This window comes from Methylophaga sp. UBA3192 (assembly GCA_002363955.1).
In the GTDB taxonomy this organism is placed as follows: domain Bacteria; phylum Pseudomonadota; class Gammaproteobacteria; order Nitrosococcales; family Methylophagaceae; genus Methylophaga.
The window spans coordinates 36,029-60,665 of record DEXE01000006.1 but is presented as its reverse complement, the minus strand read 5'-3'; the positions used below and the strand labels follow the sequence as shown (position 1 = coordinate 60,665).

Annotated in this window: 22 protein-coding genes and 3 tRNA genes; 11 read left to right on the top strand and 14 right to left on the bottom strand. The window is 48.7% G+C overall.

Features of this window, described 5'->3' with window-relative positions:
* Positions 1–27: 27 nt before the first annotated feature.
* From B2337_RS07370 to uvrB, 12 genes are all read right to left on the bottom strand, one after another.
* Positions 28–1,074: an NADP(H)-dependent aldo-keto reductase gene (locus tag B2337_RS07370; protein WP_292413075.1), complete on the bottom strand. Its 1,047-nt coding sequence runs from the start codon at positions 1,072–1,074 to the stop codon at positions 28–30.
* 138 nt (positions 1,075–1,212) lie between these two features.
* Positions 1,213–1,289, bottom strand: a tRNA-Pro gene (locus tag B2337_RS07365).
* 31 nt (positions 1,290–1,320) lie between these two features.
* Positions 1,321–1,683 (bottom strand): MerR family transcriptional regulator, encoded by a 363-nt coding sequence (locus B2337_RS07360; RefSeq protein WP_292360102.1) that lies wholly within the window; start codon positions 1,681–1,683, stop codon positions 1,321–1,323.
* Positions 1,667–1,963, bottom strand: coding sequence for an integration host factor subunit alpha (ihfA, locus tag B2337_RS07355; RefSeq protein WP_014706670.1), 297 nt, complete (start codon positions 1,961–1,963; stop codon positions 1,667–1,669). The genes B2337_RS07360 and ihfA overlap by 17 nt, the downstream gene beginning before the upstream one ends.
* Positions 1,964–1,995: 32 nt before the next feature.
* Positions 1,996–4,371 (bottom strand): phenylalanine--tRNA ligase subunit beta, encoded by a 2,376-nt coding sequence (gene pheT, locus B2337_RS07350; RefSeq protein ID WP_292413073.1) that lies wholly within the window; start codon positions 4,369–4,371, stop codon positions 1,996–1,998.
* Between the two features lie 15 nt (positions 4,372–4,386).
* Positions 4,387–5,424 (bottom strand): phenylalanine--tRNA ligase subunit alpha, encoded by a 1,038-nt coding sequence (gene pheS / locus B2337_RS07345; protein ID WP_292413071.1) that lies wholly within the window; start codon positions 5,422–5,424, stop codon positions 4,387–4,389.
* A gap of 101 nt (positions 5,425–5,525) precedes the next feature.
* Positions 5,526–5,885, bottom strand: a complete 360-nt coding sequence (rplT, locus tag B2337_RS07340; RefSeq protein WP_014706667.1) for a 50S ribosomal protein L20 — start codon at positions 5,883–5,885, stop codon at positions 5,526–5,528.
* A 15-nt stretch (positions 5,886–5,900) separates the two neighbouring features.
* Positions 5,901–6,098: a 50S ribosomal protein L35 gene (rpmI, locus tag B2337_RS07335; protein ID WP_014706666.1), complete on the bottom strand. Its 198-nt coding sequence runs from the start codon at positions 6,096–6,098 to the stop codon at positions 5,901–5,903.
* Positions 6,099–6,130: 32 nt separating this feature from the next.
* Positions 6,131–6,658: a translation initiation factor IF-3 gene (gene infC / locus B2337_RS07330; RefSeq protein WP_339612374.1), complete on the bottom strand. Its 528-nt coding sequence runs from the start codon at positions 6,656–6,658 to the stop codon at positions 6,131–6,133.
* The gene (gene thrS / locus B2337_RS07325; RefSeq protein WP_292413069.1) at positions 6,654–8,579 is read right to left on the bottom strand and encodes a threonine--tRNA ligase; all 1,926 of its coding nucleotides are present in this window, start codon (positions 8,577–8,579) and stop codon (positions 6,654–6,656) included. The genes infC and thrS overlap by 5 nt, the downstream gene beginning before the upstream one ends.
* A gap of 79 nt (positions 8,580–8,658) precedes the next feature.
* Positions 8,659–8,735 (bottom strand) — tRNA-Val (locus tag B2337_RS07320).
* 104 nt (positions 8,736–8,839) lie between these two features.
* Positions 8,840–10,855, bottom strand: a complete 2,016-nt coding sequence (gene uvrB, locus B2337_RS07315; protein ID WP_292413068.1) for an excinuclease ABC subunit UvrB — start codon at positions 10,853–10,855, stop codon at positions 8,840–8,842.
* 73 nt (positions 10,856–10,928) lie between these two features.
* Here uvrB and B2337_RS07310 point away from each other — a divergent pair, with 73 nt between their 5' ends.
* Together B2337_RS07310 and B2337_RS07305 are read left to right on the top strand one after the other, a co-directional pair.
* A complete protein-coding gene (locus B2337_RS07310) occupies positions 10,929–12,113 on the top strand; it encodes a pyridoxal phosphate-dependent aminotransferase (protein ID WP_292413066.1) in 1,185 nt (394 codons plus the stop codon).
* A 63-nt stretch (positions 12,114–12,176) separates the two neighbouring features.
* Positions 12,177–12,252: transfer RNA gene (locus B2337_RS07305), tRNA-Asn, on the top strand.
* A 156-nt stretch (positions 12,253–12,408) separates the two neighbouring features.
* On the opposite strand, the gene B2337_RS07300 is transcribed toward B2337_RS07305, so the two are convergent.
* Entirely contained in the window at positions 12,409–12,876 is a 468-nt protein-coding gene (locus tag B2337_RS07300; protein ID WP_168800224.1) for an LAGLIDADG family homing endonuclease, read from the bottom strand.
* Between the two features lie 521 nt (positions 12,877–13,397).
* Here B2337_RS07300 and B2337_RS07295 point away from each other — a divergent pair.
* The 9 genes from B2337_RS07295 to B2337_RS07255 all read left to right on the top strand — a co-directional run bounded on the left by B2337_RS07295 (position 13,398) and on the right by B2337_RS07255 (position 23,009).
* On the top strand, positions 13,398–14,474 hold the full coding sequence (locus B2337_RS07295) for an AAA family ATPase (protein WP_247870128.1): 1,077 nt from the start codon (positions 13,398–13,400) through the stop codon (positions 14,472–14,474).
* Positions 14,475–14,779: 305 nt separating this feature from the next.
* Positions 14,780–15,979, top strand: coding sequence for a tyrosine-type recombinase/integrase (locus B2337_RS07290; protein WP_292413065.1), 1,200 nt, complete (start codon positions 14,780–14,782; stop codon positions 15,977–15,979).
* Positions 15,976–17,142: a PDDEXK nuclease domain-containing protein gene (locus tag B2337_RS07285; protein ID WP_136555611.1), complete on the top strand. Its 1,167-nt coding sequence runs from the start codon at positions 15,976–15,978 to the stop codon at positions 17,140–17,142. The genes B2337_RS07290 and B2337_RS07285 overlap by 4 nt, the downstream gene beginning before the upstream one ends.
* Positions 17,143–17,459: 317 nt before the next feature.
* Positions 17,460–17,966 (top strand): RadC family protein, encoded by a 507-nt coding sequence (gene radC, locus B2337_RS07280; protein WP_136555613.1) that lies wholly within the window; start codon positions 17,460–17,462, stop codon positions 17,964–17,966.
* A gap of 198 nt (positions 17,967–18,164) precedes the next feature.
* Complete coding sequence (locus B2337_RS07275; RefSeq protein WP_136555616.1) at positions 18,165–18,488, top strand: HigA family addiction module antitoxin; 324 nt, start codon at positions 18,165–18,167, stop codon at positions 18,486–18,488.
* Between the two features lie 72 nt (positions 18,489–18,560).
* Positions 18,561–19,556: a restriction endonuclease gene (locus tag B2337_RS07270; protein WP_136555618.1), complete on the top strand. Its 996-nt coding sequence runs from the start codon at positions 18,561–18,563 to the stop codon at positions 19,554–19,556.
* Positions 19,553–20,641, top strand: coding sequence for an ABC-three component system protein (locus B2337_RS07265; RefSeq protein WP_292360120.1), 1,089 nt, complete (start codon positions 19,553–19,555; stop codon positions 20,639–20,641). Before B2337_RS07270 ends, B2337_RS07265 begins: the two co-directional genes overlap by 4 nt.
* Positions 20,638–21,132 carry an ABC-three component system middle component 2 gene (locus B2337_RS07260; protein ID WP_136555620.1) on the top strand — a complete coding sequence of 165 codons (495 nt, stop codon included), beginning with the start codon at positions 20,638–20,640 and terminating at the stop codon, positions 21,130–21,132. The genes B2337_RS07265 and B2337_RS07260 overlap by 4 nt, the downstream gene beginning before the upstream one ends.
* Positions 21,129–23,009, top strand: coding sequence for an ATP-binding protein (locus B2337_RS07255; RefSeq protein WP_136555622.1), 1,881 nt, complete (start codon positions 21,129–21,131; stop codon positions 23,007–23,009). The genes B2337_RS07260 and B2337_RS07255 overlap by 4 nt, the downstream gene beginning before the upstream one ends.
* 978 nt (positions 23,010–23,987) lie before the next feature.
* Here the strand turns inward: B2337_RS07255 and B2337_RS07250 are convergent.
* Positions 23,988–24,623 (bottom strand): peroxiredoxin, encoded by a 636-nt coding sequence (locus B2337_RS07250; protein WP_292360123.1) that lies wholly within the window; start codon positions 24,621–24,623, stop codon positions 23,988–23,990.
* Positions 24,624–24,637 lie beyond the last annotated feature (14 nt).

Here is a 24,637-nt window from a genome sequence, read left to right as displayed (position 1 = left end):
CGCTAGCGCACATTTCTCTAATGTTAGTTATGGAGCGGGATTTGGAATCGTTTTATGAATCTCTTCGATTGCTGTAACAACCTCATTCGACAGCATTAATGTTTCGCTGGCGATATTGGTCTTTAATTGCTGCATAGTGGTAGCCCCAATGATAGTTGCAGCTGTAAATGGTCGGCTATTCACATAAGCCAATGCCATCTGCGCAGGATCTAACTGATGTTGCTTCGCCAAATCGACATAAGCCTGAGTCGCTTTGACAGCCTGTGGATTACTGTACCGTGCATAATGTGGCCATAAACTCATTCGGGCAGTGTCGGGAGCATTATTCTGGAGATACTTCCCTGTCAACACGCCAAATCCTAAAGGTGAATAAGCCAATAGTGGAACATTCTCTCGATAACTGATTTCGGCACAGCCAATCTCGTAGGTACGGTTTAGCAAACTGTAGGGATTTTGTATTGAGGCAATCACTGGAAGATTCATCGATTGTGCCACTGAAAGAAACTGCATCAATCCCCATGGGGTTTCGTTAGATAAACCGATATAGCGAATTTTTCCGGATTTTATCTGCTTTTCCAATGCCTGCAGGGTTTCAACCACTGGCGTCATTGCTTCTTCAGCAGCATCGTGTTGATAACCTAATTTGCCGAAATAATTGGTCTGCCTTTCAGGCCAATGCAGTTGATATAAATCCAGATATTCGGTTTGCAAGCGTTGCAAACTATTGTCTAACGCTTCGCTGATATTTTTATCATCAAATCGTGATTTACCCTGACGTATGTGCCCAACCCAATCAGCACCCGGACCGGCAATCTTACTGGCAATGACCAAATCCTCACGACGACCATGCTGTTTTAACCAGTTGCCAACAATCGTTTCAGTAGCACCATAGGTTTCTGCTTTGGGTGGAATGGCATAAAGCTCTGCCGTATCAATGAAGTTAATACCCTGCGATACCGCGTAATCAAGCTGTTCAAATGCTTCCTGTTGGCTGTTCTGTTCACCATAAGTCATTGTGCCAAGACAAATCTGGCTGACTTTTAGATTACTATTGCCAAGGGTATTGAATTGCATAGTCGATCCTGTGATTTTCAGACGGTAGAAACAAAACAACGCCCATTAAGAGCGTTGTGATGATATCAGGGCTTGTTGATCTTTCATATCCACCACTGCTGGCGGAGATGAAAGATCAACAAGCCCTAAAGTTGCTAGTGGTCGGGACAGAAGGATTTGAACCTTCGACCCCTTGCACCCCATGCAAGTGCGCTACCAGGCTGCGCCATGCCCCGACAAGCAACAAAACAGTGGAATTATAACGTATTAAGCCAGAATCGTACGAATTTGTTCCAGTTCTTTCAGCATTTCATCAATCAGTTGTTTGCGGTTTTCGTTGCTGTGAGTTGCTTCGGATTTATGCTCGGTTTCCAATTGCTGGCGAGCACCACCAATAGTAAAACCCTGTTCATAAAGCAAGCCACGAATTTCGCGAATCAATACCACATCATGGCGTTGATAATACCGGCGATTTCCGCGACGTTTTACCGGTTTTAGTTGCGTAAATTCTTGTTCCCAGTAACGTAGTACATGCGGTTTAACCCCGCATAATTCACTCACTTCACCAATGGTAAAGTAGCGTTTACCAGGAATGGCCGGTAGTTCGTTGTTATTACTCGCCTCTAGCATAACTGTCCACCCTTGCTTTCAGTTTTTGGCCAGGACGGAAAGTAACGACACGACGGGCGGTGATTGGAATCTCTTCACCCGTTTTCGGGTTACGGCCAGGCCGTTCATTTTTGTCGCGTAATTCGAAATTACCAAATCCGGAAAGTTTTACCTGATCACCTTCTTCAAGTGCTCCACGGATTTCTTCAAAGAACATTTCAACCAGTTCTTTTGCTTCACGTTTATTAAATCCCAACTCTTCGTAAAGTTGTTCCGTCATATCGGCTTTTGTGAGTGCCATTCTTTACCCCTATTCTTATTATTGAACCGACGTTAGGTTCTGACCATCGCACCCAAATCGCTTTGCAGCTTTTGAGTGATTTGTAATATTAAAGCATCGACTTCATCGTCGGTCATGGTTCGCTCACCATGCTGAAGATGGAAGGCAACCGCAATACTCTTCTTGCCAAGCTCGACACCATCTCCAGAATAAACGTCAAACAATTGAATTGACTTAAGAATATCAGACTCAATGCCTTTCAGGCAATGCTCTATTTCAAAGGCAACAACTGAGTTGTCGACGACTAATGCAAGATCCCTGCGAATAGCAGGATAACGTGACAAAGCGGTAAATTTTGGAATGGCGGATTGTAAGCAAACCGCCAATTCCAATTCAAAAACATAGGCTTTACCACCAAAGCCTAATGGTTTATTCAGTTTTGGATGTATAGCGCCGATCCAACCTACAGCTTGTCCGTTCTGATAGATACGCGCAGATTGTCCCGGGTGCAATGCTGGATGAGCTTCAGCTCGAAATTCAACTTGACCGTCACCTATAGCCAAAAGCGCTTCAACATCCGCTTTCACATCAAAAAAATCAACTTTACGGCTTTTATCGGCCCACTGTTCAGGATTTACATCGCCGTAAATCAGACCACCAATACATTGATATTGATCGATGTCTGCCAGTTCTCCGCGAAATACACTGCCTACTTCAAACAAGCGGATACGATCGTGCTGGCGATTCAGGTTATACACCATCGCTTGCACCAGACCTGGCCAGAGAGAATGTCTCATTACCGATAAATCCGCAGAAATCGGGTTGGCCAATTTAATGGGGTCAGCTTCGCTGTCAGCAAAATGCTTTTGTAATGTCGGATCAACAAAACTATAAGTAATAGCTTCAAAATAACCACGATCTACCAATAAATTCTGTAAACGCTCTGTCGCCAGTTGTTTTTCGGAAATTGCGCTGGGTAACACACTAATTGCAGGACGAGTTTGCGGCAACCGATCATAGCCATACAGTCGTCCCAATTCTTCAATCAAATCGACTTCGATATTAATATCAAACCTGAAACTTGGCACAATAACCAGCCAGCCATCTCTAACTTGTGTAACTTCCAGACCCAAACGTGTCAGCTGTTCTTCTACTTCAGCAGCTTCCAGCTCAATTCCCAATACCCGTTTAATACGATTTGCACGTAGCAGAATTTGCGGCGTTTCAGGTAATGCACTTTCTTCACTGACTACAGTAAGCGGGCCTGCCTGACCACCGACAATCTCCAGAATCAAGCTGGTGGCACGTTGCATTGCTTGCTGTGCCAATTCGGGATCAACTCCACGCTCAAACCGATGAGATGAATCAGTATGCAAGCCATAACTTCTGGCTTGGCCAGCGATAGCATCCGGAGCAAAAAAAGCGGCTTCGAGGAACAATGAGCTTGTAGCAGAATCCACTGCCGACGCATCGCCGCCCATAATGCCTGCAAGTGCCAATGGTCCAGAAGCATCTGCAATGATCAGTGTTTGTTCAGCAATCTCAACTTGCTGACCGTCTAACAAAGTCAGTTTTTCATTAGCTTTAGCAAAGCGCACGGTAATTGCTTGTTGTAATTTTTGCAGGTCAAAAGCATGCATCGGCTGACCGAGTTCCAGCATCACATAATTGGTGATGTCGACAACGGCACTCAGGCTACGCAAACCGCTTCGACGCAGTTTTTCCTGCATCCACAACGGCGTTTTGGCTTTTGGATTAATATTTTCAATTACCCGGCCAATATAATTGGGGCAGGCTTGTTTGGCTTCTACCGAAACCGGAAATGTTGTCTGTATCGTCGCAGGCACTTCATTAATCGTTACAGGTGTCAGATTGGTACGACTGATCACGCCCAGTTCACGGGCAATACCGGCTACGCCCAGACAATCACTACGGTTTGGCGTTAAATCAACTTCAATGGTGAAATCATTTAATGCCAGATAATCACGAATATCGTTACCAACCGGAGCATCTTCAGGTAATTCCAATAATCCTTCCGAAGATTCTGCCAAACCAAGTTCTTTAGCAGAACACAACATTCCGAATGACGGTTCCCCGCGTAATTTGGCCTTTTTGATTTTAAAATCGCCGGGTAATACTGCCCCAACGACAGCCACTGGAATTTTCAGGCCTTCCCGAACATTGCTGGCACCACAGACAATATGCAATAACGCATCACCGGCAACATCCACTTCACAGACGCGCAATTTATCTGCATCAGGATGTGGGGCAACTGATTTTACCTGACCAACCAACACACCAGAAAAATCACCAGCAACCGGTGAAACAGAATCTACTTCCAACCCTGCTTGCGTCAGTTTCTCGGCAATCAACTGCACGTCAAAATCAGGATTTACCCATTCACGTAACCAGTTTTCACTTAATTTCATGGCGAACTTCCTATCCTATTTGAACTGACGCAGGAAGCGCAGATCGTTCTCAAAAAATAATCGCAGATCATTCACGCCATAACGCAGCATCGCCAGACGCTCAACGCCCATACCAAAGGCCAGACCCAGATATTTTTCACTATCAATGTTTACATGTTCGAATACTTTTGGATGCACCATGCCGCAGCCTAATACTTCCAACCAACCGGTATGACTACAAACACGGCAACCTTCACCACCACAGATCACACACTCAATATCAGCTTCTGCTGACGGTTCGGTAAACGGAAAATAGGATGGACGAAAACGTACATTCAACGGTTTTTCGAAAAAAGCCTGCAGAAAGTCTGCCAGAATGCCTTTCAGATCGGTAAAACTGACATTCTCATCAACCATCAAGCCTTCGACCTGATGGAACATCGGAGTATGCGTTAAATCAGAATCACAGCGATACACACGACCCGGGGCAATGATGCGTAACGGCGGTTGCTGTTCTTCCATTACACGGATTTGTACTGGCGACGTATGGGTACGCAGCAGCATTTCAGCGTTGAAATAAAAGGTATCATGCATCGCACGCGCCGGATGGCTTTCAGGAATATTCAATGCAGTGAAATTATGATCACCGTCTTCGATTTCCGGCCCTTCGGCAATTTGAAAACCAATTTGACGAAAATATTGTTCAATACGCTGCAAAGTTCGGGTCACCGGATGCAAACCGCCTACTTCGGCGTTACGACCAGGCAAGGTGACATCAACGGTTTCAGCCGCCAAAGCAGCATTCATGGCCTGTTCAGCAAGCAACTTGGACCTGACTTCAGTCAGACCTGCAACCTCCTGCTTGGCCAGATTCACTTCCTTACCAATGAGTGGCCGTTCTTCAGCACTGAGGTTACCCAGTTCTTTTACATACCCGGTAATCAAACCTTTTTTTCCCAGATATTCGACCCGGACGTTATCCAGTGTTTTAGCATCGGTCGCGTTTTCAATCGCGGTCTTCGCTGCCTCAACAATATCTTTTAATGCCAATAACTGCGATGACAGTTCAGCCATATTTCCTCCACCTGAGGATCAATCAGAAATAAAAAAGGGCCGTCATCAACGGCCCTTTCCTGTGCAACTAATAATATGATTCGCCTTAGCGAACCGAGTGATTAGTTAGCCAAAGCCGCCTTTGCTTTTGCAGCAATAGCAGCAAATGCAGCAGAATCGTGATAAGCAATATCTGCCAATACTTTACGATCGATTTCAATAGATGATTTTTTCAGACCATCGATCAAACGACTGTACGAAATTCCACATTCACGGGCAGCAGCGTTAATACGCGCAATCCACAATGTACGGAATACACGTTTTTTCTGACGACGATCACGGTATGCATATTGACCGGCTTTGGTAACTGCCTGGACAGCTACACGATAGACATTCTTGCGACGACCATAATAGCCTTTGGCCTGCGCGATAACTTTTTTATGACGGGCTCTGGCTGTTACACCACGTTTTACTCTAGCCATTGGAATACTCCTTAATTATAGAAGAGGCAATAATTTGCGGACTGACAAATGATCTGCTTTACAGATTGTCAGAGTGGAACGCAGTTGGCGTTTCCGCTTAGTGCTTTTCTTGGTCAGGATATGGCTGGTAAACGCTTGAGCGCGTTTGAACTTTCCGCTACCGGTGCGTTTGAAACGCTTCGCTGCACCGCTATGATTTTTCAATTTTGGCATTTGGAACTCCGCATTGTTAATTTAATTAATAGTTATTTTTTATTACTTGGCGCCAAAACCATAATCATTTGCCGACCCTCTTTCTTCGGATGCTGCTCAATAACCGACAGTTCTTTCAGATCATCGGCTACTCGTTCGAGCAGTTTCAGTCCTAAGTCCTGGTGGGCCATTTCACGTCCACGAAAGCGGAGGCTGACTTTGGTTTTATTACCTTCTTCGAGGAAACGTGTCAGGTTGCGTAGTTTTACCTGATAGTCACCCTCTTCCGTCCCTGGTCGGAATTTTATTTCCTTTACCTGTATCTGTTTTTGCTTTTTCTTAGCAATGGCTTTTTGTTTATTAGCCTCAAACACATACTTGCCGTAATCCATAATACGGCAGACTGGCGGTTCTGCCTGAGGGGCAATCTCCACCAAATCCAGCTCGGCTTCTTCCGCTAACTCCAAGGCTCTCGCCAATGAGATAACGCCTAGTTGTTCACCGTTTGCATCGGTTACACGAATTTCTTTGGCTGTGATTTCAGAATTCAGCCTTTTTTGATCTGTAGCGATGTTTTTAATCCTCTAAAATAATTCGACCGCGGCGAGCAACGTCTTCTTGAAGCAATGAAACGAAGCTCTCAAGCGACATAGCGCCTAAATCTTCGCCTTTGCGAGTACGTACTGCCACGGCATTTTCTTGTGCTTCGCGATCCCCAACAACAATCAGATAAGGTACGCGCCGCAATGTGTGCTCGCGTATTTTAAAGCCAATCTTTTCATTTCTCAAGTCCGTATCGGCTCTAAATCCCTGATTTTTCAATTGTTGGGCAATTTGTTGAACATATTCTGACTGTTTATCGGTAATTCCCATGACCATTACCTGACGAGGTGCAAGCCATGCCGGAAACGCGCCAGCATATTCTTCGATGAGTATACCGATAAAACGTTCAAGTGATCCAAGAATCGCACGATGCAGCATTACCGGTACCTGTTTCGAGCCATCATCGGCCACATAAGTTGCATCCAAACGGCCCGGCATCGAGAAATCAACCTGAATGGTCCCGCATTGCCAGACCCTTCCCAGACAATCTTTCAGGGAGAACTCGATCTTCGGCCCATAGAATGCCCCCTCGCCAGGTTGTAGCTCCCAGTCCAGATCTTTGGCATTTAATGCCTGTTCAAGTGCATGTTCCGCTTTATCCCAAACAGCATCACTGCCCACACGATTCTCCGGACGTGTTGAGAGTTTGATAATAATCTCGTTAAAACCAAAATCGGCATAGACGTTAAACAGAAGATCGATAAAGGTAGCCACTTCGGACTGAATTTGGTCTTCAGTACAGAAAATATGCGCATCATCCTGAGTAAAACCACGCAGGCGCATCAAACCATGCAAGGTACCTGACGGTTCATTACGGTGGCATGATCCAAACTCCGCCATCCGTAATGGCAAATCACGGTAGCTCTTCAGACCCTGATTAAATATCTGGACATGACAGGGGCAATTCATCGGTTTAACCGCGTAATCACGATTTTCAGAATGGGTGCTGAAAATCATGTCACCAAATTTGTCCCAGTGACCGGATTTTTCCCAGAGGCTGCGATCGACTACTTGCGGTGTCCGCACTTCCTGATAATCATTTTGAGCCAACACGTCGCGAATGTATTTTTCTACTTCGCGATAAATCCGCCAGCCATTGTCATGCCAGAAGATCATGCCGGCCGCTTCATCCTGCAGATGAAACAGATCCAGACTTTTCGCCAGTTTACGATGATCGCGTTTTTCAGCTTCTTCAAGACGGTGCAAATAAGCCTTCAGATCTTTTTTATCCGACCAGGCAGTACCGTAGATACGTTGCAGCATTTCATTTTCAGATTTACCACGCCAGTAAGCACCGGCCAGTTTCATCAGTTTGAATGCTTTGAGTTTGCCGGTATTTGGCACGTGCGGACCACGGCATAAATCCATGAACTCGCCCTGACGATACACTGACAACACTTCATCTTTTGGAATATCTTCAATGATCTGCGCTTTATATTCTTCGCCCATTTCACGGAAGATCTGCACGGCAGCATCACGAGTGACTTCTTCACGAACCACTTCAAGATCCTGTTTGACCAGCTCTTCCATACGTTTTTCGATCTTTTGCAAATCTTCCGGTGTAAAACCTTTGGGATAGGAAAAATCGTAGTAAAAGCCATCTTCGATAACCGGGCCAATCGTGACCTGAGCATCCGGATAAAGTTGTTTGACGGCTTGAGCTAACAGATGCGAAGTCGAATGTCGGATGATATCCAGCCCTTCTTCATCACGTTCGGTAATGATGGCCAGTTCTGCATCATCTTCAATAACGTAATTGGTATCGACCAGTTTGCCATTCACTTTGCCAGCCAGAGCAGCACGGGCTAGACCGGCACCGATATCGGCGGCAACATCATGAATTGAAACGGGATGATCGAACTGGCGTTGACTGCCATCAGGAAGGGTAATTGAAATCATGCTATATCCTTGGTTGTGGCCAATACGAGAGGCCTTAAAAACCAAAAAGCACCTGCAAGAGGTGCTTGATGTATATATCTGGTAGGCACGATTGGATTCGAACCAACGACCCCCACCATGTCAAGGTGGTGCTCTAACCAACTGAGCTACGTGCCTACTGTGAAGCGCGAAATTATACGCAGTCGGGCAGTTTTTGCAAGCGCTTTATACCACCGATAAAGCTAAAGTCTCGTAATACATTCCAGCAATTTAATGGGGTGCTATTGCAGAACAACAGGCCCTAATGCCATCTTTCTCACTTTGTCTAACTCATCACGTAACTTAGCCGCTTCTTCAAACTCCAGATTCTGTGCATGTTTATACATTGCACTTTCAATCTGTTGAATACGTTTGGCCAATTGTTGTGGAGACAGCGAGGCATATTTAGCATGCTCTTCGGCCACTTCGGCAAACCGCAGTTTTTCCTCTTTCTTGCTCTTCGAATCATCCATGCCACCACGAATCGATTTGATAATACCCATCGGCGTAATGCCATGTTTCAGATTATGAGCAGTCTGTTTTTCACGACGTCGATCAGTTTCATCAATCGCCCGCTTCATCGAGCCAGTGATCTGATCTGCATATAAAATCGCTTTACCATTGAGGTTTCGGGCGGCACGGCCAATTGTCTGAATCAACGATCGATCACTACGCAGAAAGCCTTCTTTATCCGCATCCAGAATCGCCACCAGTGAAACTTCAGGTAAATCGAGACCTTCTCTCAACAAGTTGATCCCCACCAGCACATCAAATTCGCCCAGACGTAAATCACGCAAAATTTCCATCCGTTCGACGGTATCAATATCCGAATGCAAATAACGTACTTTGACATTATGCTCACGCAGATAATCGGTGAGATCTTCAGACATACGCTTGGTCAATGTGGTGACCAGCACCCGCTCGTTAACAGCCGTGCGTTTCGTAATTTCGGACAGCAAATCATCCACCTGCGTACCCACCGGGCGAATTTCAACTTCAGGATCGATCAAACCGGTTGGACGCACGACTTGTTCAACGATATTACCGGCATGTTCGGCTTCATATTTCCCAGGCGTAGCCGAAACAAAAATGGTCTGTGGCGCCAGTTTTTCCCATTCATCAAACATCAATGGCCGGTTATCCAGGGCCGAAGGCAACCGGAAACCATAATTTACCAGCGTTTCTTTACGCGAACGGTCACCTTTATACATCGCGCCAATTTGCGGAATCATGACGTGGCTTTCATCAATAATCAGAATCGCATCATCTGGCAGATAATCAAATAAGGTCGGTGGCGCTTCACCGGCCTGACGGGTGGATAAATGTCTGGAATAGTTTTCGATACCGTTGCAGTAACCGAGCTCAAGCAACATTTCAATATCAAAACGGGTGCGTTGCTCCAGTCGCTGTGCTTCTACCAGTTTATTTTGCTCGTTTAATTCAGCTAATCGCTCACGCAACTCGTCTTTGATTGAATCTACTGCCCCCAAAATGGTTTCGCGTGGCGTGGCATAGTGGGTTTTCGGGTAAATCGTAATGCGGTTCATCCGTTGCAATACCTCACCGGTTAACGGATCAAAATAGCTGATCTGTTCGACTTCATCATCAAACAGTTCAACCCGCACCGCATCGCGTTCGGATTCCGCCGGGAAAATATCAATCACCTCGCCGCGAACCCGGTAGGTACCGCGGGAAAGTTCAATATCATTTCGCGAATATTGCAACTCGGCCAGACGCCGTAAAATTTCGCGTTGATTAATGATATCGCCCTGAACCAGATGCATGACCATCGCAAGATAGGCATCTTTATCACCCAAACCATAGATACACGACACACTGGATACGATAATTGCATCGCGCCGCTCCAGCATGGCTTTGGTGGCCGATAAACGCATCTGCTCGATCTGTTCATTGACCGACGCATCTTTATCAATAAAGGTATCGGAAGAAGGCACATAGGCTTCCGGCTGATAGTAGTCGTAATAGGAAACGAAATATTCCACCGCATTGTTCGGAAAGAACTCTTTCATTTCACTATAGAGCTGGGCAGCCAGCGTTTTATTGGGTGCCAGAACCATCACCGGACGCTGCACAGCTTGCGCAACATTGGCGATGGTGAAGGTTTTTCCCGATCCGGTGACCCCTAACAGGGTCTGCCACATTTCACCGTTGTTTAATCCCTCAACCAGCGACGCAATCGCAGTTGGTTGATCCCCCGCCGGTTCAAACTCGCTGACTAATTCAAATTGTTTTTTCATACTCTTTAGCAATGTCCGTGTTTATCGTATATTACGGTTTTCTAATCACTTATCGTTTCTCGAAGGACAGATTTTGACTATCAAACTCTCACAGCGCGTACAAAGCATCAAACCCTCGCCTACTTTAGCCATCACCGCACGCGCCGCGGCCTTGAGAGCCGAAGGTAAAGATATTATTGGTCTGGGAGCCGGTGAGCCGGACTTCGATACCCCGGATCATATCAAGCAAGCGGCTGTCGAAGCACTTAACAAAGGCCAGACCAAATATACAGCGGTTGATGGTACAGCTGAATTGAAAAACGCCATTATCAAAAAGTTTTCCCGTGATAACGGCTTAAACTATGAGGCCAATCAAATTCTGGTTTCATGTGGCGGTAAACAAAGCTTTTTTAATCTGGCACAGGCCTTATTAGAGTCAGGCGATGAAGTTATTATCCCGGCACCTTACTGGGTATCTTATCCTGATATGGTTTTACTCGCTGATGCCAAACCGGTCATCATCATCGGTGACCGTGATCAACGTTATAAAATCACCCCGCAACAACTTGAAGACGCAATCACTGACAAAACCCGTTTATTTGTTATCAACAGCCCTTCCAACCCAACCGGCATGACCTACACCAAAGCCGAACTCGAAGCATTGGGTGAAGTGCTGCGTAAGTACCCGGACATTCTCATCGCCACGGATGATATGTATGAACACATATATTGGGCCGATGAACCATTTTACAATATCGTCATGGCCTGTCCTGATCTCTATGACCGTACTGTTGTCATGAATGGTGTATCCAAAGCCTACTCGATGACCGGCTGGCGTATCGGTTATGCCGGTGGTCCTGCTCAATTGATTGGCGCGATGAAAAAGATCCAGTCGCAAAGTACTTCCAATCCAACCTCTATCTCGCAAGCGGCGTCTGTTGAAGCGTTAAATGGCGATCAAGGTTGCGTACAAACCATGCTGATAGAATTCAAAAAGCGCCATGACTATGTGGTTGAAGAATTAAACAAAATGCAAGGCATCACTGCTTTGGAAACAGATGGTACGTTCTACGTATTTCCGGATATCACAGGCGTTTTATCCAACAAACCGGAATTAAACGATGATATGGACTTTGCCGAAGCTTTATTGGTAGAAAAAGGCGTTGCTGTCGTTCCCGGAACGGCATTTGGCCTGAAAAATCATATTCGTTTATCCATCGCTACCAGCGAAACAAATCTGAAAAATGCCTTGCAACGAATCGCAGAATTTATTGGTTAACAAAAAAACTTAATAGAGGCTTGACCCATCCGGTTCGAGTCTCTATCATACCCATCTTTCTGTTCCCCGATAGCTCAGTTGGTAGAGCAAATGACTGTTAATCATTGGGTCGCTGGTTCGAGTCCAGCTCGGGGAGCCAATGATTATAAAGCCTCAGAAGATTCGTCTCCTGAGGCTTTTTTGTTCAATGTAACTCATATGTAACTTCACTGCGTGATACTGGAGTAACTATAGTGAACTCCAAGTATCTCACCTCCCCTATCTTTTACTCAAAACGCGCAAGTTGAAGATGTGTTTATTTCATTCTACGCATCTTGTTATACCACCACTCACGGATATCCATAATCGCTTTTGGCACAGGCTTTCTGCCGGTTTTCAAATCTTTACGGCCCTCTTCCCAGAATCTTTCCGCCGCTAACGCTTCAGGAAGCTTACGAACAAGGTATGGCTTAATTAGTTCTATAGTTCGAAGCGCATATTTACCGTTAATATGGAGCGTGTAACATTGCCTATTTGTACCCATGTTTCTTTTGTTTTTAAATATCTTTGCATGAATATCCAAAACATCAATTATCCGCTCTAAAACTTCTAGGTTGTTCTGCCCTATACTAATTCTAAGTGAATGTGTAATGCCGCCATGCTCGCCAGTTGAGCGAGACTTATATTTTTGCTTGTAGATATGTATACAACCTTCCCCATCAATAAATCCTGCGACCCACGCAGTCATGTGGGAACGAGATACCAAATCGTCATATTCAGCCATGTAACTCTCCAATAATATACACATTGTGTATTAGATAGGTTTAAAAAAACCGCGTCAAGCGGGCAATGCATAATCTACACAATGTGTACACCATTGTCAAGTACAGTGTATTTAATTTTATTTTTAATACAAAACAGCTCTAACAAACCCTCTGGCATATTACGATGATTATCTGTTGCTTCATCTAATTCCCAGCTCATCCAGGTACGCGGAGTAACGAATATATATTTAGCGGCTTCTTCTCGGCTTAAGCCTAAGTTGTCGCGTAATTTTCTAAGTTGTTTAGACGTTATGGGCATATGTTATTAAGTGGTTGACTGCATAATCATCATATTGTGCCATAAACAAGAATCGCTAATCGATTCATAACATTGCGCCCTTGACACAAAACTACACATTGTGTAACTATATTCGCATGAACAACTAACCAAAAAGCTACGCAGCTTCTGGTTATTTTTGCCCATAATTATACACTTTGTGTATTTATGATGATGCTAATGAGACATTTGAGGAGATAAAACATGATGGATTCAAATTTCAATGAATTTATTCCAAATTCTGCTCTTATTAAAAATGAGTGTAAGAATTCAAATGAAACTGAAGCTGAAGCTGAAGCAAATGAAGCAGATCAAGTTATTAATATTTTTGACAAGACCTCAGTAACTAAAGCAATCGATGCTGAGACAAACCGCAATAGAATAATGATATTGCGTGACTTGTTAAAAGAATCTGATCACAAGCCTCTTGCTATGTTCAACTCGGACATCATCAGCAAACTTGAAAATTTGGCAGAAAAATTTGGAAATTTCAATGAAGTCATTGCTAGGGTGAAAAGCACGCTATGTTTAAGCGGCCTAGAAGACCCCAAGACGCTCTACATCCCTCCACTTCTTCTTACAGGCCCACCAGGTGTAGGTAAAACAAGATTTATCTCTGAACTGGCCGCTGTGCTTGGAACTGACTTCTTCTCGTTGGATTTTGCATCAGTTTCATCTAGTTTCGTTGTGGCTGGAGGATATAGCAGTTGGATGGATAGCAAGCCGGGTTTTGTTAGCAAGAGTATTCGCAAAAGTACCTATGCCAACCCAATTTTTATGCTCGACGAAATTGATAAAGTAACCACCGATTCACGCCACAATCCTCTCGGGCCAATGTATGGGCTACTTGAACGGCACACTGCAAAACACTTTGTTGATGAATATTTGGAAATTCCTTTTGATGTGAGCTTCGTTATTTGGATCGCTTCTGCTAATTATCCAGAACAAATCCCTGAGCCTATTCGCTCTCGAATGATTGAAATTGCCATTCATCCTCCAACGACAGCTCAAGCGAGAGCGATTATTTGTTCAATTTATGACGAACTTTTAAATATGAATGCTTGGGGCAAGCATTTCGCTACGAAACTGGATAAAAAAGTTATCGATAAACTTTCTACTCTTTCACCTCGATTGGTACGCATCCAATTAGAAAATGCTTTGGCAAATGCTGTTCAGCGTTCTCCAGCAAATAAGCGACCAATAGTTGTGATCCCGAAGGACGTAACGATTGCTTCTAATAGAACAAAATCACGCGGCATCGGTTTTATGGCCAATATCTGACGTTTCTTTAGTTCAACACCAAAATTCATGAACAGCTAATGGCTCATTTGAAAGCTGCCTGTTCGACTGTTGTTGACATCAATCCGCGTGCCTGCGTGAGGCGCAAATCCCGAAAGGAATTTTTTATTTCACCATGACTCCAGCACCGAACTTCGCTGGACTACGCCTAAGCCCGCTACAGCAGGTTTATCAATAACTTAGGCTAATTCATCATATGCCGGTGCTTTCCGAAACTTGACCCGGCTTCCGACCGCTTGGCTCCTAACAGGCTCCTGGAAACGGGTCTTTTAAAGAAGGAGTCAGCTATGGCTAAGATAAAACTCACCAAATCTGCCGTCGATGCGGCACAACCCCAGGCGCAGCCCATTGAGTTGCGCGACACGCTTGTTCCCGGCTTTCTGTGCAAGATCACACCGGCCGGTCGCAAGGTGTTCATGCTTCAGTATCGTACAAATGCTGGAGAGCGCCGCAAACCTGCGCTTGGCCAGTACGGCGAACTGACCGTCGAGCAGGCCCGTTCGCTGGCGCAGGAGTGGCTGGCCCAGGTACGCCGGGGCGGCGATCCGGGTGCAGCCAAGACCGAGGCTCGTAAGGCGCCTACTGTTGAGGAGTTGTGCAAGAAGTTCATGGAGGACTACTCCAAGAAACGCAACAAGCCCAGCACCCGAGTCGGCTATCAAGGCGTCATCAACCGCTGCATCATCCCTCTGCTGGGCCGTAAGAAGGTTCACGACGTGAAACGGCCTGACGTTGCCGGACTGATGGAAAAGCTTTCGTACAAGCAGACCGAGGCGAACAAGGCGTTCAGCATCCTGCGCAAGATGTTCAACCTGGCCGAAGTGTGGGGTTATCGGCCTGACGGCACCAATCCGTGCCGCCATGTCCCGATGTTCCCTGCTGGCAAGTCCACCCACCTCATCAGCGACGAGGACATGGGCAAGCTGTTCCGGAAGCTCGACAAGATCGAGGTCGAAGGGCTAGAGAACTATGTCATCCCTCTGGCGATCCGCTTGCAATTCGAGTTCGCTGCCCGCCGCTCCGAAATCGTCACGCTCGAATGGGAATGGGTCGATCTGGAAAACCGTCGCGTCGTCTGGCCTGACAGCAAGACCGGCGGCATGTCCAAGCCCATGAGCGAAGAAGCCTACCGGCTGCTTTCGACGGCACCGAGGCGGGAAGGCAATCCCTACGTGCTGCCGTCGCCACGCCATCCGAGGCAACACCTGACTGCGGGTGAGTATTACAGCGGCTGGAGCCGCACCCTCAAGGCGGCGGGTGCGACGCATGTGGGGACGCACGGCATCCGCCACTGCTCGGCCACCGACATTGCTAACTCAGGTATCCCGGTGAAAGTTGGCATGGCCCTGACCGCGCACAAGACCGTAGCGATGTTTATGCGCTATGTCCACACCGAGGACGATCCGATACGCCAGGCCGCAGAACTGGTGACGAACCGGCGTAAGACGATCACGGGTGCGCAGCGTGCCGAGGAGGCTACAGCATGAGTAAGAAAAGGCTTTCGGCGGCGGGAAAAGGCCCCGCCGCCTTGCCGGCCGGTTATGTCGGTATCCACAGCGGTATTGTGGAACTGCTCGATGCCGCGCGACATGCGGCAGCGCGCAGCGTCAATGCGCTGATGACGGCGAGCTATTGGGAAATTGGCCGCCGTATCGTGGAGGCCGAGCAACGGGGCAAGCGGCGTGCGGGTTATGGCGAACAGTTGATCGCTCGCTTGTCCGCCGACTTGACCGCGCGGTTCGGGCGTGGTTTCAGTGCGGATAATCTGGAGAACATGCGGCGCTTCTTCCTCGCATATCCCCTGGCTGCAATTTCCGAGACAGTGTCTCGGAAATCTGGAAACGAGCTGCCTGCCGGGAAATCCGAGGTACTGTCTCGGAAATTGGACCTCGCCGAACTTGCGCTGGTCTTCACGCTGCCGTGGTCGGCCTACGTCCGGCTGCTGTCGGTCAAGGACGACCATGCCCGCCAGTTCTATGAAGCCGAAGCCCTGCGCGGCGGATGGAGCGTCCGCCAGCTCGACCGGCAGATTGGCAGCCAGTTCTACGAGCGCACAGCGCTGTCCAAGGACAAGGCCGCGATGCTGACCAAGGGAGCGGCGTCGAGGCCAGAGGATACAGTCACGGCCGACGACGCGATCAAGGACCCGTATGTGCTGGAGTTTCTGGATCTCAAGGACGAGTATTCGGAGTCTGACCTTGAAGGCGCTTTGATACAGCGGCTGGAAGATTTTCTGCTCGAACTCGGTGAGGGGTTCACCTTCGTCGGGCGGCAGCGCCGGTTGCGTATCGACCAGACCTGGTACCGGGTGGACCTGCTGTTTTTCCATCGCCGATTGCGCTGTCTGGTCATCATCGACTTGAAGCTCGGCAGCCTGACGCATGCCGATGTGGGCCAGATGCACCTGTACTGCAATTATGCCAAGGAGCACTGGACGTTTTCCGATGAGAACCCGCCTGTGGGCCTAATCCTCTGCGCCGACAAAGGCCATGCCCTGGCGAGGTATGCACTGGAGGGCCTACCCAACAAGGTCATGGCGGCAAACTATCGGACAGTGCTGCCGGATGCCGAATTGCTGCAAAAGGAACTTGAGAATACGCGGCAATTGCTGGAATCGCGCGGTGCGATTCATCCCAAGCATCATCAATGATAACTACGTGTCCCGGCGTACCGCCGTCGGGCTCGCGGGCTAGGCCCCGCGACTCTGCAAGTCACGGCCATCCGGCTTTGATCCCTGACTTCTCCGGCCCTTGAGGGCCTGCGCGCTGCGCTTGCCTGTTGGTGCCTTCGTTGGGGTTTGGGTAGGCAGTCTTGCTGTTTCTCTGAATGTACCACGGCGTTCTCGCCGTCAAGGGCTGCGCGTGCGGTGCACGCTTGCGTCGTAGCCGTCGGTGACCCCTGACTGCTTGCGCTGCGCCGTGTTGCCACGGTTCCAGGCAATTCCGCCTGAGAAACCGGAGCACAATCATGTCGCACTCATATCCTGTTACTGAATCTTCATTGTTGGTACGTGATGCACAAGGTCATTACCTGCCAGCTACACCGGATCAAATCCTGGCAGCGGCTCGTCAGGCTGTTGAACAAAAAATTCATCGCGGAGAACCTTTTACTGCCCCGGCGGTTGTTAAAAGCTATCTCTGGAACAAGCTGGTTGGCTTCGAGCATGAAGTCTTTGCAGTGCTTTTTCTGGACAGCCAGCATCGGCTGATTGAATACGTCGAGATGTTCAGGGGGACGATTGACGCATCTCCAGTGTATCCACGCGAAGTGGTCAAAGAAGCGCTACGGCTTAACGCAGCAGCCGTTATATTTGCACATAATCATCCGAGTGGCATGCCTGAGCCAAGTCATGCTGACAAGGCGATTACCGTGCGGCTTAAAGAGGCGCTGGCAATGGTTGACGTGCGCACACTGGATCACATTGTCATCGGTAGCGAGGATACAGCGTCTTTTGCTGAACGGGGGCTGTTGTGATTACAGGGGGCTTCGGCCCCCTTTTTGCTGTGATCTATGTCGAATTCTCCGTGGCAGCGTGTTCCTTATGCTCTGGAGTACCTACTATATCTGCTGCCCACTTTTATTGAATATGGTTAAACTCAACCAATGTACGATTGACGTATGTCGTCAAAACTCTTACTCTCGGGTCATAGCCTGTCCATTTCGAGGCGCAATATGACCGCAGCAGCCCATCATCCAGGTGAAGTTCTCGCCCAACGGCTTGAAGCTGTTGGTGTGTCGCCGACAGAGCTGGCGCGCCAACTCGGCGTCCCAGCCAATAGGATCACTCAGATAATCAACGGCAAACGCGGGATTACCAGCGACTCAGCACTTCGGCTTGCTCATTGGTTCAGCGATTCCCCGCAGTTCTGGATGAACTTGCAAGCACTGTACGATTTGGAGCTTGCCGAAGCTGAATCAGGAATGGCTATCAGATCGCTCCCTACTGGCCCAACTGTTTACGGCCATAATATCAACAAGCATATGAAGCCTGAATAGGGAAAGTTTTATGACGGAAGGGAGCAAATCCTTTGCTTACATTGATGAGTGTATTGGGAGGGGAAGTAGCGCATGACTGATGCACCCTCAGATATCACATTCCACTATCCACCGGAGCTGTTCAATCTGCTGGTGGATGTCGTGCCGCTACTCAATCGCTCGAAGCAGGATGTGCTGGTGTTCTTCCGGGGCGCAGGAGTGCCTGACAACATAACTTCTGATATTGCAGCTCACTTGAGGGCTGCACCAAAGGATGTCAACAAGTACCAGATGGTTCGCACGGTGCTTGAACGCCTCAATGCGAAGGGAGAACCCGCTCTCCGTGAACGGCGCGAGGTGCTGCGGCGCGTGGTGGACTTTGCGAACTTCGATTCATGCTGGCCCGCCGACCAACTCAAGGCTAAGGGTCTTGTCGCTAGTATCCGCGAAGTCGTCAACCAGAAAGACGCTTTCACGCGTATGAACAATGCCCGCGAAGAAGAACGGCAAGCTCGCCTCGCTGAGTCACAGCGGATCGCAGCAGAAAAGCGTGAGCGCAGTGTCAGGATCGAGAATGCCAAGCAGGGTTTATATGCATTGTTTGGCACTACTGCGACGGCACAGGAACGCGGGAAATTGCTGGAGACGGCTCTCAACAATCTTTTTCAAGCCTACGGCGTTCTCATTCGTAAATCCTTCCACTTGGTTGGTGAGGCTGGTGAAGGGATCGTCGAACAGATTGATGGGATCATTGAACTCGGTGGTGTTCTGTACTTCGTTGAAATGAAGTGGTATCGCAATCCGGTGGGTAAGCCTGAGATTTCAGAGCATCTTGTTCGCCTCATGTCGCGTACCGAGGTTCGAGGCATCTTCATTTCTGCCAGTGACTACACGGAACCTGCCATTCATACGGTACGTGAATTTCTGCAACACAAAGTTCTAGTCCTCTCGACGCTTCAGGAGATCGTCCGTCTGCTTGAGCAACAAGACGATCTCGCGGAGTTTTTCACAAAGAAAGTTCAGGCAGCGCAGATACACAAAAACCCGTACTTCTGCCCTCACGATAGCCAAGGACAAGGTGCGTTATGACGGTGAGTTGGAAGGACATCAATAAGCCGCCGAGCTCATCGACCGCCGTTACGGCCGCTCAGGTGGCGAATGGCCCTGTTATGCCGCCACAGCAAAGGCTTCTGACCTACTCGCCAAGCGAGTGGGAGGGCTTCGTCGAGGAGTGGGCTTATTACTGCCTCACGACGAAGTACAAGCACGTCCAGCGTTTCTCTGGTGCTGGCGACATGGGGATCGACGTCGCCGGGTTCGTCGATGACAAACGCCTTCAGGGGGCGTGGGAAAACTTCCAGTGCAAGCACTACGACCATGCCATCAGACCCAGCGATGTTTGGGCTGAGTTCGGCAAGGTCATCTGGTACTCGTACAAAGGTGAATACACGGTTCCCTGTCGCTATTACTTTGTTTCGCCGCGCGGCGCTGGCACGTCGCTTAGCCGCCTATTTTCGAATGCTACGAAGTTGCGTGAGGAATTGTTTGCGAACTGGGATAAGCATGTAAAAGCTGCGATCACTAGCACGCAAGAAGTGCTACTCGACTCGAAGCTCCGAGCCTATGTGGATGCCTTCGATTTCTCCATCTTCGACGCCAAAACTGCACTCCAGCTTGTTGACGATCACCGTGTCACGCCGGTTCACACAGCGCGCTTCGGTGGTGGATTGCCAATGCGGCCTGCATCCGAAAAGCCGCCCCAGGAACTCGCTGCCACCGAGAGTCGCTATGTGACGCAGTTGTTTGGTGCATATAGTGAGCACACGGGAACAATCGTGACGGACCCTTCGGCCCTGTCCGTGCCGAAGCTCAAGGATCATTTCCGCCGCCAGCGCGAGGCGTTCTATGAAGCTGAGTCGCTGCGCGTCTTCGCACGCGACAGCGTGCCGCCCGGCACATTCGAGTCTTTGCTGGACGACATTCACGATGGTGTTATCGACACACACGACGGGAATCATGCCGATGGTTATGAAAAGGTCTGCGCTGTCACCAAGGCAGCCCGCGATATGCAGATTACGGCAAATGCCCTCATCACTTGTACGAACCCCAAGGATAGAGACGGAATCTGCCACCAACTTGTGAATGAGGAGCGCCTTCGGTGGACACGATCATGAGCCAAGAACATAAGCCAATTACCTTCAATAGCCCACTTGAGGCTGGTATCCGTGCGGTCTCGATTCTAGGCGCTGCCTATCCGCAAACCTATGACCTCCAGCGGCTTGTCGCCCTTGACTACCTTCTTGTTCATACAGGCGATATTGACGGACCAGACAATTTGCACCCACCGACGCCAATGCACTCGGCTGAATTGCTTGTGCGTCGCAAATTGGTCGAGCAATCGCTGCTTCTGATGATGACTCGGGATCTCGTGGAGCGCGAAGTCACGCCCGAAGGAATCAAGTACGGCGCAGGTGAGAATGCTGCGACGTTCCTATCGTCAGTATCTTCCAACTATTTGCTATCCCTGAAGGATCGCGCTGTATGGCTTGTCGAAACCATTGGTGATCTGACGGATGAACAGTTCAAAGGCATGATGCGCCGTTTCTTCGATAAATGGGTCGAGGAATTCCAGAACGTTGAGCAGAGCCTGGGAGGTGAGGCATGACGGCAGTAACTCCCGGCTTACGCTTGCGCTTCCTCGGTTTCTTCGGGCCACAGAAGCCACCCGCAACGGTGACCTTCGGTGCCGGACTCAATGTCATTTACGGCGCATCGAATACTGGAAAATCTTTTATTGTCGAAGCTATCGACTTCATGCTCGGTGGAAAACCACCCCTGCGCGATATCCCTGAGCGCGTCGGTTACGACCTTGTTCTCCTGGGGCTTGAGACCCTTGATGGGAAGTCATTTACACTTTGGCGCAGCATAGATGGCGGTGGTTTTCGGCTCTACGAAGACTTGCACCAGACGCCGCCAACGCCCGACATCCCGTACTCGCAGCTTGACGAAAAGCACAGCGATAAGAACGACACTAACCTTTCCTCATTCTTACTGGATCTATGCGGCCTTGGTGGCAAGCGTGTTCGCAAAAACTCCCGGAACGAAACCATCAGCCTGAGCTTTCGTAACATTGCGCGCTTGATGATCGTCGATGAGACAGAGATCACACAACAAAGCTCTCCGCTCATTGATGGCAATCCCACCGCCAATACACCGAACCTGGCGACGTTCAAGTTACTTCTAACCGGGGCAGACGACTCCGCATTGGTCGCCGCCAGTAATAAGAGCGAGCCGGAGGAGTTGTCGCGTGAGGCGCAATTGCATCTTCTCGATCAGCTTCTTGACGACTATCGCGACCGGCTCAAGGAGTTGACCAAGAGTCCGAGAGAACTGGAGGAGCAGCTAGAAAAGATCGACACCTCACTTCGCCAACAGGCGGCCCAGGTAAACACCACAGAAGCTGAGTTTCAGGAGGCTGCTGGGAAGCGGCGAGAACTGCGCAAGAAACTGGAGGAAAGCCGAGAGCGACGTGCAGAGGTCGGTGCGATGCTTGAGCGATTCAGGCTGCTCGACAGACACTACGTGTCCGATATTGAAAGGTTACGTGCCATTGAGGAAGGCGGGACGCTGTTTAGCGTACTGGGCGCCGGGCATTGCCCTCTCTGCGGCGCGGACCCCGATCATCATCGCGCCGATACTGGGTGTAATGGAGACATTGATGCCGTCGTTCAGGCCGCACGAATGGAGATAGCCAAGATAGAAGTTTTGCGCACTGAGCTTGTAGCGACCGTCCAAAGCCTTGAGCGCGAAGGTGCCAACTTTGATCGCAGGATGCCTACTGTTGTTCGAGAGTTGGAGGCAATCTCTAAGTCGGTTGAAGAATTGATCGCACCTAAGCTCTCGACCTTTCGTAAGTCCTATTCCGACTTTGCCGACAAGCGGGCCGAGGTGCGCGAAGCGCTGGCACTCTACGCCACCGTGCAAGACATGGAGCGCCGTCGCACCGATCTTGAGAAGGGGACTGAGGACGAGAAGGCCGGGGTGGTTGCTAACGCAGACCTCTCAACCACTGTGACCCATAGTTTTGCCAAGATTGTCGAGGGCATACTGACTGGTTGGCACTTCCCAGAGGCTGGGGATGTGTACTTCGATTCCAAGACTCGGGATCTTGTCATTGCTGGAAAGTCGCGTAGTGCTTTTGGTAAGGGCCTTCGCGCCATTACGCATGCAGCCTTCACCCTCGGGTTACTTGCTTTCTGCCGTGCGCGCCAGACACCGCACACGGGATTCGTCGTGCTCGACTCTCCTTTGCTGGCATACCGGGAGCCAGACGGAACGGAAGATGATTTGACCGGTACTGACCTTCAAGATCAGTTCTACGCATACCTTGAAGCGCTGCCTGGTGACACACAAGTCATCGTTGTTGAAAACACCGACCCGCCTGATGCAATCATGAAGCGTGAGCAGTCTCTTATGTTCGGCAAGAACCCGCATCATGGTCGGTACGGTTTGTTCCCTTTTACAGCGGACCCTGCACAATAAGCGAGTATGGAAATGGGAAGGCACCAATGGCTTGGTGACGATCCAGCGTTCTTTATCGAATAGTACACGGTACAATTCCGTGCATCTCCGCTTCGCGGATCTGGTTACTCCAGATTCGCTGTCCGCTTATCCCTGACGGGACTGGCTTAGCCAGCCTTTCGCATCCCTGACACCTCCGCCCCTACGGGCCTGCGCGCTACGCTTGCCTGTTGGTGCCTTCGTTAGAGTTGAGTAGGCGGTCTTGCTGTTCCCTTCACTGTACTATTTTTAACGAAGTGAGATGCTTTAGATAGTTTAAACATATTAAGCCTCCTCTCAGTTCTAGAACATTAGCATTTCTCAACCGCAAGCTAACATGAACTCATTAATAAAAAAATGCTAATACATTAAATGCACTAAATATTGATAATTTGTGATTCGCATCACATAACTTTGCACGTAATGTATAAAACTTCTTACAGACCCTCTTCAGAAAATCACGCATCGTTCACATTAACAGTCATCTGATCTTGCTTTATGGACTATATTTTAGAGAATTTTCAACATGCAAAATAACCGGTCCGTGATTCTTCCACTCAGACTACGGCACAACATGCATTTTGGACCGCCCTAGGAATCATAGACCAGTAAAAAAGCGAGCTGGCGTACTAACAAACATAATCTCATTATGTGGGAGGTCCCCGGACAAAGTACCGTCCTCGTTTGGCTTCAAAAAAATGGTCGCCAGAAATGGTATCAAGTGAGGTTAATGCCTATGTCCCAGTCCAATCTCCGAACAAAGAATCAAAGCGCTTGAACGCCAGATTGAAGATGAAAAACCGGGAAATCTCGTGCTCAATGAAGTGATTGATTACGTTAATTCAACACAAGAGACACATCTGCGAACAAAGCTTGTCACTATATGCTCGAGTTGAGTAGACGCTCATCGGCCACAAAATAGGCGTGGATGCGTCCCTTAACACTGAATACACGCGCGCCTCAACGATTCGGCTGCTTGACCATACGAAGGTAAGGCTTGAGGGCCTTCCACCCCCTCGGGAAAAGCCCTTTAGCCTCATCGTCTGACAAGGAAGGTAAAATGATTACATCGTCACCATCATGCCAGTTCACCGGTGTGGCAACCTTATAGCCATCGGTCAATTGGATCGAGTCGAGCACCCGTAAGATTTCGTTGAAGTTTCGGCCCGCACTCTTCGGATAGGTCAGCGTCATTCTAATCTTCTTATTCGGATCGATCAGAAATACCGAACGCACTGCCGAGCTATCATCCTCCCCGGGATGCAGCATATCGTAAAGCCGAGAGATTGCTTTGTCTTCATCTCCAATAATCGGGAAGTTGACCGCGCGTCCTTGGGTCTCCTCAATATCGCTGACCCAGGCTTTATGCTCTTTCACCGAGTCAACCGAAATAGCGATTATTTTGCATTGCCGCTTGTCGAATTCTTCCTTCAGCTTGGCGGTCTCACCTAGTTCCGTGGTGCATACTGGCGTAAAGTCGGCCGGGTGAGAGAACAGGATCGCCCATCCGTCGCCAATCCAGTCATGAAAGTTAATCGTTCCTTCTGTGGTATTCGCCTCAAAGTCTGGGGCAATATCGCCTAGATGTATGTTCATGATGCTAGTTTCCT